This is a genomic window from Streptomyces endophyticus, from assembly GCF_035798155.1.
Taxonomy (GTDB): domain Bacteria; phylum Actinomycetota; class Actinomycetes; order Streptomycetales; family Streptomycetaceae; genus Streptomyces; species Streptomyces endophyticus.
The window spans coordinates 21,549-37,738 of record NZ_JAOZYC010000127.1; the positions used below are offsets into that span (position 1 = coordinate 21,549).

At 67.3% G+C, this 16,190-nt stretch carries 14 protein-coding genes; 7 read left to right on the top strand and 7 right to left on the bottom strand.

All coding sequences use genetic code 11. The features are described from left to right. Positions 1-189 precede the first annotated feature (189 nt). Positions 190-1,638: a CCA tRNA nucleotidyltransferase gene (locus tag OKJ99_RS20905; RefSeq protein WP_326018509.1), complete on the top strand. Its 1,449-nt coding sequence runs from the start codon at positions 190-192 to the stop codon at positions 1,636-1,638. A gap of 84 nt (positions 1,639-1,722) precedes the next feature. Here OKJ99_RS20905 and OKJ99_RS20910 read toward each other — a convergent pair whose 3' ends face one another. From OKJ99_RS20910 to OKJ99_RS20920, 3 genes are all read right to left on the bottom strand, one after another. Then, the gene (locus OKJ99_RS20910) at positions 1,723-2,982 is read right to left on the bottom strand and encodes an MFS transporter (RefSeq protein ID WP_326018511.1); all 1,260 of its coding nucleotides are present in this window, start codon (positions 2,980-2,982) and stop codon (positions 1,723-1,725) included. 124 nt (positions 2,983-3,106) lie between these two features. Continuing rightward, positions 3,107-4,189: an inositol-3-phosphate synthase gene (locus OKJ99_RS20915; RefSeq protein ID WP_326018512.1), complete on the bottom strand. Its 1,083-nt coding sequence runs from the start codon at positions 4,187-4,189 to the stop codon at positions 3,107-3,109. Positions 4,190-4,233: 44 nt separating this feature from the next. Then, positions 4,234-4,914, bottom strand: a complete 681-nt coding sequence (locus tag OKJ99_RS20920) for a PadR family transcriptional regulator (RefSeq protein WP_326018514.1) — start codon at positions 4,912-4,914, stop codon at positions 4,234-4,236. 374 nt (positions 4,915-5,288) lie between these two features. Between OKJ99_RS20920 and OKJ99_RS20925 the strand changes: the two genes are divergently transcribed. Beyond that, entirely contained in the window at positions 5,289-8,015 is a 2,727-nt protein-coding gene (locus tag OKJ99_RS20925) for a transglycosylase domain-containing protein (RefSeq protein ID WP_326018515.1), read from the top strand. A 128-nt stretch (positions 8,016-8,143) separates the two neighbouring features. Continuing rightward, entirely contained in the window at positions 8,144-9,673 is a 1,530-nt protein-coding gene (locus tag OKJ99_RS20930) for a glycosyltransferase family 87 protein (protein WP_326018517.1), read from the top strand. A 113-nt stretch (positions 9,674-9,786) separates the two neighbouring features. On the opposite strand, the gene OKJ99_RS20935 is transcribed toward OKJ99_RS20930, so the two are convergent. The 3 genes from OKJ99_RS20935 to OKJ99_RS20945 form a co-directional block, all read right to left on the bottom strand. Then, on the bottom strand, positions 9,787-10,818 hold the full coding sequence (locus OKJ99_RS20935; protein WP_326018519.1) for an alanine racemase: 1,032 nt from the start codon (positions 10,816-10,818) through the stop codon (positions 9,787-9,789). 58 nt (positions 10,819-10,876) lie between these two features. After that, a complete protein-coding gene (gene femX / locus OKJ99_RS20940; protein WP_326018521.1) occupies positions 10,877-11,998 on the bottom strand; it encodes a peptidoglycan bridge formation glycyltransferase FemX in 1,122 nt (373 codons plus the stop codon). 150 nt (positions 11,999-12,148) lie between these two features. Further along, positions 12,149-12,469 (bottom strand): hypothetical protein, encoded by a 321-nt coding sequence (locus OKJ99_RS20945; protein ID WP_326018522.1) that lies wholly within the window; start codon positions 12,467-12,469, stop codon positions 12,149-12,151. 286 nt (positions 12,470-12,755) lie between these two features. Between OKJ99_RS20945 and rpsF the strand changes: the two genes are divergently transcribed. From rpsF to rplI, 4 genes are all read left to right on the top strand, one after another. After that, entirely contained in the window at positions 12,756-13,046 is a 291-nt protein-coding gene (gene rpsF, locus OKJ99_RS20950) for a 30S ribosomal protein S6 (protein ID WP_326018524.1), read from the top strand. 75 nt (positions 13,047-13,121) lie between these two features. Then, on the top strand, positions 13,122-13,619 hold the full coding sequence (locus OKJ99_RS20955) for a single-stranded DNA-binding protein (protein WP_326018525.1): 498 nt from the start codon (positions 13,122-13,124) through the stop codon (positions 13,617-13,619). A 63-nt stretch (positions 13,620-13,682) separates the two neighbouring features. Further along, positions 13,683-13,919 (top strand): 30S ribosomal protein S18, encoded by a 237-nt coding sequence (rpsR, locus tag OKJ99_RS20960; protein ID WP_003949403.1) that lies wholly within the window; start codon positions 13,683-13,685, stop codon positions 13,917-13,919. An 18-nt stretch (positions 13,920-13,937) separates the two neighbouring features. Further along, entirely contained in the window at positions 13,938-14,384 is a 447-nt protein-coding gene (gene rplI, locus OKJ99_RS20965; protein WP_326018527.1) for a 50S ribosomal protein L9, read from the top strand. A gap of 143 nt (positions 14,385-14,527) precedes the next feature. Here the strand turns inward: rplI and OKJ99_RS20970 are convergent, their stop codons facing one another. Further along, the gene (locus OKJ99_RS20970) at positions 14,528-15,865 is read right to left on the bottom strand and encodes an MATE family efflux transporter (protein ID WP_326018528.1); all 1,338 of its coding nucleotides are present in this window, start codon (positions 15,863-15,865) and stop codon (positions 14,528-14,530) included. Positions 15,866-16,190: the final 325 nt, after the last annotated feature.

Sequence of the window (16,190 nt, forward strand, 5' to 3'; positions counted from 1 at the left end):
GTCCGTCCCTCGTCGTCGTCGGTGGTCGCAGATGTGTCCACGCATGGTAACGAGGAGCACTGTGGCTGAGTGCCACGGTCTGCCCGGCATGATCGTGGGGGCAAGAGTAGGGGGCCGCCGATGTGCTCCTGTCGCGGGCCCGGCAAACGGTTCGGCCCCGGCGGCCCGGGCCACGTACCCTGTCCTGTTGTGCCGAACGCCAATGAAGACAACCCCAGCGCCCTGAGCCAGGTGCAGCACCGCGCGGTCAGCGAGCTGCTGCGGGTCTCGCCTGTCGCAGACGACCTCGCCCGCCGATTCCAGGAGGCCGGGTTCTCTCTCGCCCTGGTCGGCGGTTCGGTGCGGGACGCACTGCTCGGCCGGCTCGGCAACGACCTGGACTTCACCACTGATGCCCGCCCCGAGGACGTATTGAAGATCGTGCGTCCATGGGCCGACGCGGTCTGGGAGGTAGGGATCGCGTTCGGCACCGTCGGTTGCCAGAAGGATGGCTACCAGGTCGAGGTCACGACCTACCGCTCGGAGGCGTACGACCGCACCTCGCGCAAGCCCGAGGTGTCGTACGGCGACTCCATCGAGGAGGACCTGGTCCGCCGGGACTTCACCGTCAACGCGATGGCCGTGGCGCTCCCCGAGAAGGAATTCATCGATCCGTACGGCGGCATCAGCGACCTCTCCGAGCGCGTGCTGCGTACGCCCGGCACTCCGGAGGACTCCTTCTCCGACGACCCGCTGCGGATGATGCGGGCCGCCCGCTTCGCCGCTCAGCTCGACTTCGAGGTCGCTCCTGAGGTCGTCGACGCCATGAAGGCCATGGCGGGCCGCATCGAGATCGTCTCCGCGGAGCGAGTACGTGACGAGCTCAACAAACTGATCCTCTCCGCGCACCCGCGCAAGGGCCTGATGCTGCTCGTCGAGACCGGTCTGGCCGATTCCGTACTGCCCGAACTGCCCGCTCTGCGCCTGGAACGTGACGAGCACCACAGGCACAAGGACGTCTACGACCACACGCTGATCGTGCTCGAACAGGCGATGGCGTTGGAGACCGAAGGCCCCGATCTGACGCTGCGCCTCGCCGCGCTGCTCCACGACATCGGGAAGCCGCGCACTCGCCGCTTCGAGAAGGACGGCCGCGTCTCCTTCCACCACCACGAGGTGGTCGGCGCCAAGATGACGAAGAAGCGCATGACCGCGCTCAAGTACTCCAATGACTTGGTGAAGGACGTCTCGCGCCTCGTCGAGCTGCACCTGCGCTTCCACGGTTACGGCACCGGTGAGTGGACGGATTCCGCTGTACGTCGTTACGTACGGGACGCGGGGCCGCTCCTCGGCCGGCTGCACAAGCTGACCCGTTCCGACTGCACGACGCGCAACAAGCGGAAGGCCAACGCGCTTTCGCATGCGTACGACGGCCTTGAGGAGCGCATCGAGAGGCTTCAGGAGCAGGAGGAGCTGGACTCGATCCGGCCGGATCTCGACGGAAACCAGATCATGGAGATCCTCGGCGTCAGCCCGGGCCCGGAGATCGGGCAGGCATACAAGTTCCTGCTGGAACTGCGCCTCGAGAACGGGCCGATGGAGTACGACGCGGCCGTGTCGGCGCTCAAGGAATGGTGGGCCGAACGCTCTCAGGACTGATACGTGCGGAACGCGTCGGGCGCTGTTTCACGTGAAACAGCGCCCGACGCGTATCTGGAGACGCGTATGGGGAGAGGCAATGTTTCACGTGAAACGCCGCTGCCCGCGCAGTGTCAGAGCGGTCGCTCCGTAGAGGACCGACACCAGGACCACGAGAGGGACCGAGCGGCCGTCCGGAGGCAGCATCAGCGCCGCCACTCCGGCTGCGCCGACGAAGGAGACGTTGACCAGCACGTCGTAGACGGAGAAGATCCGGCCGCGGAAGCCGTCGTCGATGGAGGACTGCACGACCGTGTCGGTGGCGATCTTCGCGGCTTGTGTGGTCAGGCCCAGGACGAACGCGGCCACCACGATCGGCGCGGGTTCGAAGGTGAGTCCCAGGGCGAGTTCGAGTACGGATGCGGTGCCGGCGCAGAGGACGATCCATCCGGCCGCTCCGAACCGCCCCACGGCTGCCGGGGTGATGACTGCCGCGACGAAGAAGCCGGCCCCCGAGACGCCCATGGCGAGGCCGAGCAGGGCCAGGCCTTCGGACTCCGTGGACGACCATGCGTACCGGCACAGCATGAGCACCATGACGAGCAGGGCGCCGTAGCAGAACCGCATCACCGTCATCGCGGCAAGGGTGCGCGCGGCGGGCGGGCGTGAGGCGAGGTGCCGGACACCGGCGGCGAGATCCCGGGCGGTGCCGGTCACCGCGGCCCCCAGGCGCGGCTGGATCAACTCCGGGTCGGGGCCGAGGAGTTGTGCGTCCATGCGCAGAGAGGCGAGCGCGGCGCACAGGTACAGCAACGCCCCGATGAGCACCACCGCGGCATCCGAGTCGTCGGCGATCAGCCGCACGCCAAAGGCGAGGCCTCCGCCCAGCGTCGCCGCGAGTGTCCCTGCGGTGGGTGAGAGGGAGTTGGCCATGACGAGGCGCTCTGCGTCCACGACGCGGGGCAGTGCGGCCGAGAGCCCGGACAGAACAAAGCGGTTGACCGCGGTGACGCACAGCGCGGACGTGTAGAAGAGCCAGTCCGGGGCGTGGCTCAGCATGAGGGCGGCCGTCGCGGAGGCGAGCAGCACCCGCAGCAGGTTGCCGTAGAGGAAAACCTGGCGGCGTCGCCAGCGGTCGAGGAGGACGCCCGCGAAAGGGCCCACAAGGGAGTACGGGAGCAGCAGTACGGCCATGGCCGACGCGATCGCGGCGGGCGATGTCTGCTTCTCCGGCGAGAACACCACGTAGGTGGCGAGCGCCACCTGATACACGCCGTCCGCGCCCTGGGAGAGCAGCCGCAACGTCAACAGACGTCGGAAATCGCGCAGGCGCAGCAGTACGCGCAGGTCACGGACGACAGACATGGGGCACAGCCTCACATATGAGGCGGGCCCCCGGCGCGCACCATATGTGCGAGCCGGGGGCCTCAACAGCCTTCAGGAGGTGGGTGTTTCACGTGGAACACCCGGACCGTCCTTCAGAGCGAGGTCAGCGCTCGACCTCGCCCTTGATGAACTTCTCGACGTTGTCGTAGGCCTCGTCGTCGAAGTACTGCACCGGCGGGGACTTCATGAAGTACGAGGACGCGGAGAGGATCGGGCCACCGATGCCGCGGTCCTTGGCGATCTTCGCGGCGCGCACGGCGTCGATGATGACGCCCGCGGAGTTCGGGGAGTCCCAGACCTCGAGCTTGTACTCCAGGTTCAGCGGGACCTCGCCGAAGGCACGGCCCTCAAGGCGGACGTACGCCCACTTGCGGTCGTCGAGCCATGCGACGTAGTCGGACGGGCCGATGTGGACGTTGCTCTCGCCCAGCTCGCGGTCGCGGATCTGCGAGGTGACGGCCTGCGTCTTCGAGATCTTCTTCGACTCGAGGCGGTCGCGCTCCAACATGTTCTTGAAGTCCATGTTGCCGCCGACGTTGAGCTGCATCGTGCGCTCGAGGCGGACACCGCGGTCTTCGAAGAGCTTCGCCATCACGCGGTGCGTGATGGTCGCGCCGACCTGCGACTTGATGTCGTCACCGACGATCGGGACGCCGGCCTCGGTGAACTTGTCCGCCCACTCCTTGGTGCCGGCGATGAAGACCGGGAGGGCGTTGACGAACGCGACCTTGGCGTCGATGGCGCACTGGGCGTAGAACTTCGCCGCGTCGTCGGAGCCGACGGGCAGGTAGCAGACGAGAACGTCGACCTGCTTGTCCTTGAGGATCTGGACGATGTCGACCGGGGCCTCGGGGGACTCCTCGATCGTCTCGCGGTAGTAGCGGCCCAGGCCGTCGAGCGTGTGGCCACGCTGGACCTCGACGCCCTTGTTCGGAACGTCGGCGATCTTGATGGTGTTGTTCTCGGAGGCGCCGATGGCGTCCGAGAGGTCCAGGCCGACCTTCTTCGCGTCGACGTCGAACGCGGCGACGAACTCGACGTCACCGACGTGGTAGTCGCCGAACTGGACGTGCATCAGGCCCGGGACCTTGGTCTCCGGGTCGGCGTCCCTGTAGAACTCGACGCCCTGCACCAGCGAGGCGGCGCAGTTGCCCACGCCGACGATGGCTACGCGAACCGAACCCATTCCGGTTGCTCCCTGTGTGTACTCGGTGAAGCCCTGACCGGGCTTCACGTGGCGGTGTCGTCGGACGGATCCGGCCGGGTGCTGTCCCGGTGCCGGGGCAGGCCGCCCGTCTCTCCAGATGTGTCCTGCTGAGCCGCGTCCCCCGGGCCGGAGCCTCGTTGGTCACGGCCCGCGCGCTCGCTCTCGATGAGCTCGTTCAGCCAGCGCACTTCGCGCTCCACGGACTCCATGCCGTGCCGCTGCAGCTCGAGCGTGTAGTCGTCCAAGCGCTCGCGGGTGCGGGCGAAGGAGATGCGCATCTTCTCGAGGCGCTCCTCCAGACGGCTGCGACGGCCCTCGAGGACGCGCATACGCACGTCCCGCGACGTCTGCCCGAAGAAGGCGAAGCGCGCGGCGAAGTGCTCGTCCTCATATGCATCGGGGCCGGTCTGCGAGAGCAGGTCCTCGAAGTGCTCCTTACCTTCCGCCGTCAACCGATAGACGATCTTGGCGCGACGCCCTGCGAGTGGTGCCGCGGGGGTGTCGTCGGGTCCTGAGCCCGGTTCCTCGATCAACCAGCCGTTGGCGACCAGCGTCTTGAGGCAGGGGTACAGCGTTCCGTAACTGAAGGCGCGGAAGATTCCGAGTGAAGTGTTGAGTCGCTTGCGCAGCTCGTAGCCGTGCATCGGGGACTCGCGGAGCAGTCCGAGTACGGCGAACTCGAGGATGCCGGAGCGTCGGCTCATCGTCGCCTCCTCTCTGCCGCGGTCCCTTGTATCGACTCTTTATGTCGAGCTGATGTATCGACTCGATACATCTAGACGATAGAACTGCTCCTCGGCTGCGGCAAGTGCGATCACGGTGAACGGCGTCACATCACCGATTCGTAGGAATCGAGTTGCCTGATTTGGGGTGAAGTTCGGCCCTAGGAGGGTTTTGACGGTGCGTAGTCTGTCCGCCATGCAGACCACCGGGAACCGAGTGACGCCTGTGAGCGTCGTCGTCCCTGGTGTAGTGCGGGTGAGTGCCGAGAGAGGCGCATCCGTACTCCGGGGGGACCGGAAACCCGACGCCGTTTCCAGGCGCGCGACCTCGCGCCTGCCCGAGGAGTAGTCGTTCGATGAGCGAGCACCGTCGCAAACCGCCGCAGCCGCAGGGCGGTGGGCGCGCCGCGGCCCGTCGCGGAGCATCCGGAGCACCATCGGGCCGCCGCGCGGCACCGCGTGGGGGCTCCGCCTCGCCCGCCGCTTCCTATGACCCCCCGAGTTCAACGGGCCCGTACGGGAGTCCGGAGGAGGACCGCCCGTGGGGAGGCCGAGCCGAAGCCCGTAAGGCCGCCCAGCGCGGCGGCCGACGCAAGTCGTCCGATGGCGCCGCAGGCGGTGGCGGTGGTCGCCGCGGTGGCGGCGGCCCCGGTGGTGGCGGCCCGTACGGTGCGGGGCACGGCGGCCCGGAGAAGAAGAGGTTCGTCGACTACCCGCGTGCGTACAAGCACGGCTGGCGCCGCTGGGTGCCGTCCTGGCGCCTGGTGACCGGCATGTGCGTCGGACTGTTCGGCAGCATGATGGTCGTTGCCGGTGTCGCGTACGCGCTGGTGGGTGTGCCCGACCCGGCCAAGACGGCGACGGCGCAGAACAACGTCTACTACTGGTCCGACGGAACGCAGATGGTCGCCACCGGTGGCGAGACCAACCGGCAGATCATCAAGTACGAGGACATCCCGAAGTCCATGCGCTACGCCGTCATGTCGGCGGAGAACAAGACGTTCGAGACGGACAAGGGCGTTGACCCCATGGGTATCGCCCGTGCCGTGTTCAACATGGCCAAGGGCGGCGAGACGCAGGGCGGCTCGACCATCACCCAGCAGTACGTGAAGAACGCGATGCTGGACGACCAGTCGCAGACGGTGGCCCGAAAGTTCAAGGAGCTGTTCGTCTCCATAAAGGTCGGTCGGACGGTCGACAAGGACGACGTCATGGCCGGCTATCTGAACTCGGCGTACTACGGACGCGGTGCCTACGGCATCCAGGCCGCGGCCCGCGCCTACTTCGACGAGGACGCCACGAAGCTCGATGCGAGCCAGACCGCCTTCCTCGCATCGGTGCTGAAGGGCTCGACGTACTACGACCCGGCGGGCTCGCCCGGCATCGACCCGGTCAACGCGACGCCGGAGAAGAACCGTGAGCGTGCCACGAAGCGTTGGTCGTGGATCCTCGGCGAAGAGGTCAAGGACGGGCACCTGAGCCAGAGCAGGCGAGCCCAGTTCACGAACTTCCCCAAGCTGGAGAGCCCGCGCGCCAACGCGCAGCTCGGCGGCCAGACCGGCTATCTCGTCGACCTCGCCAAGTCGAACGCCGTCAAGGTCAGCAGCGGCGAGATCACCGAGGACGACCTGCAGAAGGGCGGCTTCGAGATCCACACCACGTTCAACAAGAACAAGGTGAAGAAGCTCGAGAACGCCGTGAAGAAGGTCCGCAAGGAGAACCTCGAGAAGAACCGCAAGGTCAACGGGAAGTACGTGGACCGGCACGTCCAGTTCGGTGGTGCCTCCGTCAGCCCCAAGACCGGTGCGATCGAGGCCATCTACGGCGGTGAGGACGCCACCAAGCACTTCACCAACAACGCCGATGTCACCGGCGCCCAGGTCGGCTCGACCTTCAAGCCCTTCGTCCTCGCGGCCGCCTTCAAGTACGGCGTCAGGAACCCGGAAGGGCCCGAGGTCCAGGACGAGACCCAGCGCAAGATCGCCTCCCCCAAGAGCCTGTACAGCGGCAAGAACGGGCTCAAGATCAAGGACTGGAAGGGGGACATCTGGACGAACGAGAAGGGCAAGCAGTGGAACCAGACCAACGACGGTAAGCAGTCGTACAACAAGCCCAGCTACCAGATCGATCTGCGCGAGGCCATGCGCGAGTCCGTGAACTCGGCCTATGTGCAGCTGGGCATGGATGTGGGTCTGGACAAGGTGCGTGCGTCCGCCAAGAGCGCGGGCATCCTGGACGACAGCTTCGCCGACTCCAACTACCCCTCGTTCTCCCTCGGTACCTCCGACCCGAGCGCGATCCGCATGGCGGGCGCCTATGGCACGTTCGCGACCAGTGGCCAGCAGAACGACCCGTACTCGGTGACATCCGTCGACCGTGAGGGTGAGAACGTCTTCCGGCACGAGACCAAGCCGAAGCGCGCCTTCGACACGAAGGTCGCCGACAACGTGACCGACGTCCTCAAGACCGTCGTCGACAAGGGCACGGGTACGGCGGCACGGCTGCCGGGCCGCGACGTGGCCGGCAAGACCGGTACCACCGACGGCAACAAGTCGGCCTGGTTCGTGGGCTACACCAAGCAGCTGTCCACCGCGATCACGATGTACCGGATGGACGACAACGAGAAGTCCCAGAACCGCAAGTTCCTGGAGATGTACGGAACCGGTGGTCAGGAGAAGATCCACGGTGCGTCGTTCCCGTCCGAGATCTGGCACGACTACATGGCGCAGGCTCTGAGGGGCCAGCCGAACGAGCCGTTCCCGACGCCGGAGCCCATCGGGACGCTCGTGGGCGCGACTCCGAGTCCCACGCCGACCCCGTCGGCCACGGCGACTCCGTCGGAGACCGCCTCGCCGTCCCCGTCGACCAGCGAGACCTCGTCGCCGTCCCCGTCGCCCACGGAGACGTGCAGCGACTGGGACTGGGCCTGCAAGAACGAAGACGGCGGGGCCACCGGGGGTGCGGACACCGGAGGCACGACCGATGGCGGTGCGTCGTCGACGCCGAGCGACGGGAGTACCGACGACACCGGAGGCCCGGGCAATGGAAATGGCGGCGGCCTTTTCGGAGGCCCCGACAAGTAGCCGAGCCGGTCTCAACGCAGCGTGTTTCACGTGAAACGCTGTGTGTTCCACGGCGACGAGGGCCGTCACACCCATCGGGTGTGGCGGCCCTCGCCCCGTTCTCAGCCTCGTACGGCAGGATGTGCCGCATGCCCAGTGCAGAGACGACGAGCGCGAATCCGCAGCAACCGGAACGGGATCCGGAGCCCGAGCAGGAGCAGGTACGGCCGACCAGAGAGGACGAGGTCGCGGCCGTCGGAGCCGAGTTCCTCGGCGGGCCCATCGGGCGACGGGCCCTGCTCGGGGCCTCGTGGTGGACGCCTGCCCGGGTGATCGCACTCGTCATGCTCGGCATGTTCGCGCTCGGCATGATCCAGAAGTTCCCCTGCTACGACGGTGCCTGGTTCTACGGCACCAGCTCCCAGTACACACACGCCTGTTACTCGGACATCCCGCACCTCTACCAGGGACGCGGCTTCGCCGATGGCCTCGTGCCGTACTTCGACAAGCTCTCCGGCGACATGGACTATCTCGAATACCCGGTGCTCACCGGTGTGTTCATGGAGGTCGCCGCGTGGCTGACGCCGGGCAGCGGCTCCATCCAGCACCAGGAACAGGTGTACTGGATGGTCAACGCCGGGATACTGATGATCTGCGCGGCGGTGATCGCCGTGTGTGTCACCCGCACGCACCGCAGGCGTCCCTGGGACGCGCTGCTGGTCGCCCTGGCGCCCGCCTTCGCGCTGACCGCCACCATCAACTGGGACCTCTTCGCGGTGGCGCTCACGGCGGCCGCGATGCTGATGTGGGCGCGGGGCAGGGCTTTCGCCTTCGGCATCCTGCTGGGGCTCGCGACGGCGGCCAAGCTGTATCCGGTGCTGCTGCTCGGACCGCTCTTCGTGCTGTGCTGGCGGGCGGGCAGGTGGCGGGAGTTCGGCAGGGCGGCCCTTGGCGCCGCCGTCTCGTGGCTGGCCGTGAACCTGCCGGTGATGATGCTGGCGCCCGAGGGCTGGTCGAAGTTCTACACGTTCAGCCAGGAGCGCGGAGTCGACTTCGGGTCCTTCTGGCTGATCATCTCCCAGCACCGGGACACGCCCCTCGACACCAACGTCGTCAACACCCTCGCCACGACGCTGATGGTGCTCGCCTGCCTGGGCGTCGCGGCGCTGACGCTCACCGCACCCCGCCGGCCACGCTTCTCACAGCTCGCGTTCCTGGTGGTCGCGGCCTTCATCCTCACCAACAAGGTCTACTCGCCGCAGTACGTCCTGTGGCTGATCCCGCTCGCCGCGCTCGCACGCCCCAAGTGGCGGGACTTCCTGATCTGGCAGGCATGCGAGGTCGCGTACTTCCTGGGGATCTGGCTGTACCTCGCGTACACGACGAGCGGGGACAAGCATCAAGGGCTGCCCGAGGACGGATACCAACTGGTCGTCGCGGCACACCTGTTGGGCACGCTCTACATCTGCGCGGTCATCGTGCGGGACATCTGGCTGCCGGAGCGGGATGTGGTGCGCCGCTCCGGCGAGGACGACCCCACGGGTGGTGTTCTGGACGGCGCCAAGGACGTCTTCGTACTGGGGCAGGCGGCCCGTCCGAGGCGGCATCGGCACGCCGCCCGTTCCGCGGAAGGGTCGGCCGCGGTCGATTGGGGTCGTTCGCCGGGGAGCTCACTCTGAGCGAACGCGCTCGTTGAAGGCAACGAAAAGCGGGTCGGGCACCTCATGGGTGCCCGACCCGCTTTTCGTAGTCCGTAGACCCGGCACACCCTCCGTAGAGGCGTGCTCAGTGGTCAGCGATCCACGATCCGGTCGAACTGCGTGGTGGTGTGCCGAAGATGGGCCACCAGTTCCTCGCCGACCTGCGGCTCGGCGGCGTCGGACGGCACGAACAGGATCGACACCTGCATGTGCGGCGGCTCGGCGAACCAGCGCTGCTTGCCCGCCCAGACGAACGGCGCCAGGTTCCGGTTCACCGTCGCCAGGCCGGCCCGTGCGACGCCCTTGGCGCGCGGCATCACGCCGTGCACGGCCTTCGGGGCCTCCAGGCCCACACCGTGCGACGTACCGCCGGCCACGACCACCAACCAGCCGTCCGAGGGGGCCTTCTGCTGGCGGTAGCCGAACCGGTCGCCCTTCGCCACGCGCGTGACGTCCAGGACGGCGCCGCGGTACTCGGTCGCCTCGTGGTCGCCCAGCCACAGCCGCGTACCGATACGCGCACGGAAGTGCGTCTGCGGGAACTGCTGCTGCAGGCGGGCCAGTTCGTCGGCCTTCAGGTGGCTGACGAACATGGTGTGCAGCGGCAGGCGGGCCGCGCGCAGCCGGTCCATCCAGCCGATGACCTCCTCGACGGCGTCCGTGCCGTCGGTGCGGTCGAGCGGCAGGTGGATCGCGAAGCCCTCGAGACGTACGTCCTGTATGGCGTGCGCGAGCTGCGGCAGGTCCTGCTCGGTGACGCCGTGCCGCTTCATCGAGGACATGACCTCGATGACGACGCGAGCGCCGACGAGGCCGTGCACGCCGTCGACGGAGGAGACGGAGCGGATGACGCGGTCGGGCAGCGGAACCGGTTCCTCGCCGCGCCGGAACGGAGTCAGGACCAGCAGGTCACCGCTGAACCAGTCCTTGATCCGGGCGGCCTCGTACGTGGTCCCGACGGCAAGGACGTCGGTACCGAAACGGGTCGCCTCCTCGGCCAGTCGTTCGTGGCCGAAGCCGTAGCCGTTGCCCTTGCAGACGGGGACGAGCCCCGGAAACTGCTCGAGCACCTGCTTGTGGTGTGCCCGCCAGCGCGCGGTGTCGACGTAGAGCGTGAGCGCCATGGCCGGTCCCGGAACCTTTCGTGGAGAGTACGGAGCTAGGTCAGATTGTGCCGGGCGCTCAGCGCCGCGACATGTAGATGTCGAGCGCCTTGTGCAGCAGCTTGTTGAGCGGGAAGTCCCACTCGCCCAGGTATTCGGCTGCCTGGCCGCCCGTACCGACCTTGAACTGGATCAGGCCGAAGAGGTGATCGGTCTCGTCCAGCGAGTCGGAGATGCCGCGCAGGTCGTAGACGGTGGCGCCGAGCGCGTAGGAGTCCCGCAGCATCCGCCACTGCATGGCATTGGACGGGCGCACCTCGCGGCCGATGTTGTCGGAGGCGCCGTAGGAGTACCAGACGTGCCCGCCGACGACGAGCATCGTCGCCGCCGCGAGGTTCACGCCGTTGTGCCGCGCGAAGTAGAGCCGCATCCGGTTGGGGTCCTCGGTGTTGAGGGCCGTCCACATGCGCTGGAAGTACGACAGCGGGCGCGGCCGGAAGTGGTCGCGCGTGGCCGTGATCTCGTACAGGCGCTGCCACTCGGCGAGGTCCTGGTAGCCGCCCTGGACGACCTCGACGCCGGCCTTCTCGGCCTTCTTGATGTTGCGCCGCCACAGCTGGTTGAACTGCTTGTGCACTTCTTCCAGGGAGCGGTTGGCGAGCGGCACCTGGAAGACGTAGCGCGGCTGTACGTCACCGAAGCCGGCGCCGCCGTCCTCGCCCTGCTGCCAGCCCATGCGGCGGAGCTTGTCGGCGACCTCGAAGGCGCGCGGCTCGATGTGGTCCGCCTCGATGTCGCGCAGGCGCTTCACATCCGCGTCCTGGATGCCCTTCTTGATGGAGGGCGCGTCCCAGCGGCGAATGATGACCGGCGGGCCCATCTTCACGGAGAAGGCGCCCTGCTGCTTCAGATGCGCGAGCATCGGGCGCAGCCACTCTTCGAGGTTCGGGGCGTACCAGTTGATGACCGGGCCCTCGGGCAGGTACGCGAGGTAGCGCTTGATCTTGGGGAGCTGGCGGTACAGCACCAGGCCCGCACCGACCATCTCGCTGGTGCGCTCGTCGAACCAGCCCAGGTGCTCGGAGCGCCACTCCGCCTTTACGTCTGCCCATGCGGGGACCTGCATGTGGCTGGCCGACGGCAGGCTCTGGATGTACGCCAGATGCTGCTCTCGGCTGATGGTCCTCAGGGTCAGGCTCATTCGGGGCGCTCCTCGGGCTGGTGTGTCCCCATGGGTACAGGGGCTCCGGCTCTCGCGCCGAAGCCTACTGCGCCCTGTGAGCGCCCCGACCGGCCGTATGGGAGGTCGGTGGTGAAGGCGGCCTTGTGGCGGCCTCCGAGGCGGACCGCCTCAGCCGATGACCCCGCCGAAGAGACCTCCATGGGCCATACCGATGAAGAAGCCGATGGCCGACGCTCCCAGGCCCAGGATCAGGCCGAACCGTTCACGGGTCGTCTCGGAGACGAACTGGCCGTAGGCCCCGGCCAGGATGCCGACGAGCCCGGCCCAGGAGCTGAGGAGATGGAGATCGGTCCAGAGCGAGGAGATGATCGCGATCGCTCCGAGCACCACGGTCACCCCGAGCAGGGTTTCCGGCAGCGGGTGGGGCTTGCCGTCCGTGGCGAAAAGGGAAGAGGAAGCGGTGCTGTTCGGACGCAATACTTGTGCCATGGGGCACCTCCTGCGGAAGCGGCGCACGGTAGCGCCGTACACACCCGATGTGTACAGATTGCGGTCTTCGGCTGCCGGATTTCAACCGGAAGCAGAGGTGCGGGTAGTCTGTACGGTCTGCACCGGTGTCTGTTAGCGCCCCCGACCAGGGGCTGAGCCGCTGATCAGCGTGGATCCGCTCGGCGGGGCCCGATTGTCAGTGGTGGCCGATACCGTTGCTTACGCATAACAACCCTCCTGCCACGGAACGACCGTGGCCGCTGAGTCCAAAGGAGGTGGGTTCCACATGCGTCACTACGAAGTGATGGTCATCCTCGACCCCGATCTGGAGGAGCGCGCTGTCGCCCCCCTGATCGAGAACTTCATGTCTGTCGTCCGTGAGGGCGACGGCAAGGTGGAGAAGGTCGACACCTGGGGCCGTCGTCGTCTCTCGTACGAGATCAAGAAGAAGCCCGAGGGCATCTACTCGGTCATCGACCTGCAGGCCGAGCCTGCGGTCGTCAAGGAGCTCGACCGCCAGATGAACCTGAACGAGTCGGTCCTCCGGACCAAGGTCCTCCGTCCCGAGACCCACTGAACTTCCTAGTTCAGCGGTACTCGGGATTCGAGTAGCAGCAAGCAGCCAGCAGCAAACCCGCCGAGAGGTTCCCCCATGGCAGGCGAGACCGTTATCACCGTCGTCGGAAACCTGACCGACGACCCCGAGCTGCGCTTCACCCCGTCCGGCGCGGCCGTCGCGAACTTCACGATCGCGTCGACGCCCCGGACGTTCGACCGTCAGACCAACGAGTGGAAGGACGGCGATGCGCTGTTCCTCCGCGCGTCGATCTGGCGTCAGGCCGCGGAGAACGTCGCCGAGTCGCTGACGCGCGGTATGCGCGTCGTCGCTCAGGGACGTCTGCGGCAGCGTTCGTACGAGACCCAGCAGGGCGAGAAGCGGACGGTCGTGGAGCTCGAGGTCGACGAGATCGGCCCCTCGCTGCGCTACGCCACCGCCAAGGTCACCAAGACCCCCGGTGGCGGTCGTGGCGGCCAGGGTGGCGGCGGCTTCGGCGGCGGCCAGCAGGGCGGCGGCGGTGGCGGTTGGGGCGGAAGCTCCGGCGGCTCCGGCGGCTCTGGCGGCGGCTACTCGGACGAGCCCCCCTTCTAGGGATCACTCCCTTTCAGGGTGGGGCTCGCATCCCACACTTCTTGATCACACAGGAGAAACACCATGGCGAAGCCGCCTGTGCGCAAGCCTAAGAAGAAGGTCTGCGCTTTCTGCAAGGACAAGGTCACGTACGTGGACTACAAGGACACGAACATGCTGCGGAAGTTCATTTCCGACCGCGGCAAGATCCGTGCCCGCCGCGTGACCGGCAACTGCACGCAGCACCAGCGTGACGTCGCCACGGCCGTGAAGAACAGCCGTGAGATGGCGCTGCTGCCCTACACGTCCACCGCGCGATAAGGAAAGGGTGACCGAAACATGAAGATCATCCTGACCCACGAGGTCTCTGGCCTCGGCACCGCCGGCGAGGTCGTCGACGTCAAGGACGGGTACGCCCGTAACTACCTGATCCCGCGGAAGTTCGCTATCCGCTGGACCAAGGGTGGCGAGCAGGACGTGGCGCAGATTCGCCGCGCCCGCAAGATCCACGAGATCGCCACCATCGAGCAGGCCAACGAGATCAAGGCCAAGCTCGAGGGCATCGCGGTCCGTCTGGCCGTCCGCTCCGGCGACGCCGGTCGTCTCTTCGGTTCCGTCACCCCGGCCGACGTCGCTTCGGCGATCGAGGCTGCCGGTGGCCCGAAGGTCGACAAGCGCCGCGTCGAGCTGGGCTCGCCGATCAAGTCGCTCGGTGGCCACGAGGCCTCCGTGCGTCTGCACCCCGAGGTTGCCGCCAAGGTCAACATCGAGGTCGTCTCTGCCTGAGCACTGCCCTGAGCAGAGCTGAAGCACATGTGGGGCCGCACCCTTCGGGGTGCGGCCCCACATGCTTGCTCTCTGCGTTTCACGTGAAACGGCGCCACGGCCTGCTTCGCGGTGGTTTCACGTGAAACAGGCCCCGCTTCGAGTCAGCGCGTCGCGCCCGTCACGGCCCAGCGTCCTGAGCGGTAGCGGATCCAGAGCGTGATCATGCGCACCGTCATCATCAGCGCCATCGCGCCCCATACCGCGGTGAGACCGCCGCCGAGGACGGGGACGAGCAGGGCCACAGGCGTGAAGACGGCGAACGTGACCAGCATGGCCCAGGCCAGATAGGGCCCGTCGCCCGCTCCCATGAGGACACCGTCCAGGACGTAGACGATCCCGCAAACGGGCTGGGACAGGGCCACGACGATGAGGGCGGGCAGGGCGGCGTCCTGTACGAGCTGATCGCTCGTGAACAGCGGGACGAACAGTGGCCTGGCGACGACGATCAGTACGCCAAGGACGATTCCTGCGGCGATCCCCCACTCCACCATCCGGCGGCAGACGGCCCGTGCGCCCGGAGCGTCGTCCGCTCCGAGGTAGCGGCCGATGATCGCCTGACCGGCAATGGCGATCGCGTCGAGGGCGAAGGCCGTCAGGCTCCACAGGGACAGGATGATCTGGTGCGCGGCCACATCGGCATCACCGAGCCGGGCCGCGACGGCTGTCGCGATCATCAGGATCGCCCGGAGCGAGATCGTACGGACAAGAAGCGGCGCGCCTGCCTGGGCACAGGCCCTGATGCCGGCCGCGTCCGGACGGAGCGAAGCTCCGTGGCGGCGGGCGCCGCGGATCACGACGACGAGGTAGACGGCGGCCATGCCGACCTGGGCGATGACGGTGCCCCAGGCCGAACCCGCGATGCCCAGGCCTGCGCCGTAGACGAGCCCGACGTTCAGCCCGGCGTTGGCGATGAAACCGGCGACTGCCACATAGAGGGGGGTCTTGGTGTTCTGCAGCCCTCGCAGTACGCCGGTGGCGGCGAGGACGATGAGCATCGGGGGAATGCCGAGCGAGGAGATGCGCAGGTAGGTGATCGCGTAGGGCGTCGCGGTGTCGGAAGCGCCGAAGAGTCCGACCAGCGCCGGGGCTGTGGGCAGGGCGACCGCGACGACCACGGCCCCGAGGAGCAAGGCGAGCCAGATGCCGTCCATGCCCTGCTGGATGGCGGACTTCAGATCGCCGGAGCCGACGCGGCGGGCAACCGCCGCGGTGGTCGCGTAGGCGAGGAAGACGAAGATGCTGACCGCGGTCTGCAGCAGGGCCGAGGCGACGGCAAGTCCCGCGAGTTGAGAGGTGCCGAGATGGCCGACGATGGCGCTGTCGGCCATGAGGAAAAGGGGCTCAGCGACGAGTGCGCCAAAGGCGGGAACGGCGAGGGCGACGATCTCTCGGTCGTGCCGGCGTCGGGCGGCTTTGGGTGTCGCGGGAGCCTGTGTCATGGGCACCAATCTAATCTTCCACAGGTAAGAGATGCAATGCGATAGTGACCCTTACGTGTGGAGGTCTTCCGCGTGTCGCGCGGCGGGGCCGACGGAGATCTTGGGCCGACTGGGAAAGTTTTTCTTCTGCACAGCCGGTGGATGGGAAAACGGCAGGTCAGACCCTGTGTATGGAATCTCTTGAGGGCTTGTTCACAGGCCTGTCCACCGTGTCGTGCACAGGTTTTCCCTGGTTCTCCACAGCGAGGGGCCCGTCATCCACACCACCTGTGGATAACCAGATTGGCTGACGGTGCCCACAGGCCTACCGTGGTGCGGCGCCCAC

What these genes read in the sequence shown, in the direction of transcription:
- OKJ99_RS20955 (WP_326018525.1), top strand. Translation starts at nt 13,122, where the DNA reads ATGGCAGGCGAGACCGTTATCACCGTCGTCGGAAACCTGACCGACGAC.
- OKJ99_RS20915 (WP_326018512.1), bottom strand. Translation starts at nt 4,189, where the DNA reads ATGGGTTCGGTTCGCGTAGCCATCGTCGGCGTGGGCAACTGCGCCGCC.
- OKJ99_RS20970 (WP_326018528.1), bottom strand. Translation starts at nt 15,865, where the DNA reads ATGACACAGGCTCCCGCGACACCCAAAGCCGCCCGACGCCGGCACGAC.
- OKJ99_RS20925 (WP_326018515.1), top strand. Translation starts at nt 5,289, where the DNA reads ATGAGCGAGCACCGTCGCAAACCGCCGCAGCCGCAGGGCGGTGGGCGC.
- femX (WP_326018521.1), bottom strand. Translation starts at nt 11,998, where the DNA reads ATGAGCCTGACCCTGAGGACCATCAGCCGAGAGCAGCATCTGGCGTAC.
- rplI (WP_326018527.1), top strand. Translation starts at nt 13,938, where the DNA reads ATGAAGATCATCCTGACCCACGAGGTCTCTGGCCTCGGCACCGCCGGC.
- OKJ99_RS20945 (WP_326018522.1), bottom strand. Translation starts at nt 12,469, where the DNA reads ATGGCACAAGTATTGCGTCCGAACAGCACCGCTTCCTCTTCCCTTTTC.
- OKJ99_RS20910 (WP_326018511.1), bottom strand. Translation starts at nt 2,982, where the DNA reads ATGTCTGTCGTCCGTGACCTGCGCGTACTGCTGCGCCTGCGCGATTTC.
- OKJ99_RS20935 (WP_326018519.1), bottom strand. Translation starts at nt 10,818, where the DNA reads ATGGCGCTCACGCTCTACGTCGACACCGCGCGCTGGCGGGCACACCAC.
- OKJ99_RS20920 (WP_326018514.1), bottom strand. Translation starts at nt 4,914, where the DNA reads ATGAGCCGACGCTCCGGCATCCTCGAGTTCGCCGTACTCGGACTGCTC.
- rpsR (WP_003949403.1), top strand. Translation starts at nt 13,683, where the DNA reads ATGGCGAAGCCGCCTGTGCGCAAGCCTAAGAAGAAGGTCTGCGCTTTC.
- OKJ99_RS20930 (WP_326018517.1), top strand. Translation starts at nt 8,144, where the DNA reads ATGCCCAGTGCAGAGACGACGAGCGCGAATCCGCAGCAACCGGAACGG.
- rpsF (WP_326018524.1), top strand. Translation starts at nt 12,756, where the DNA reads ATGCGTCACTACGAAGTGATGGTCATCCTCGACCCCGATCTGGAGGAG.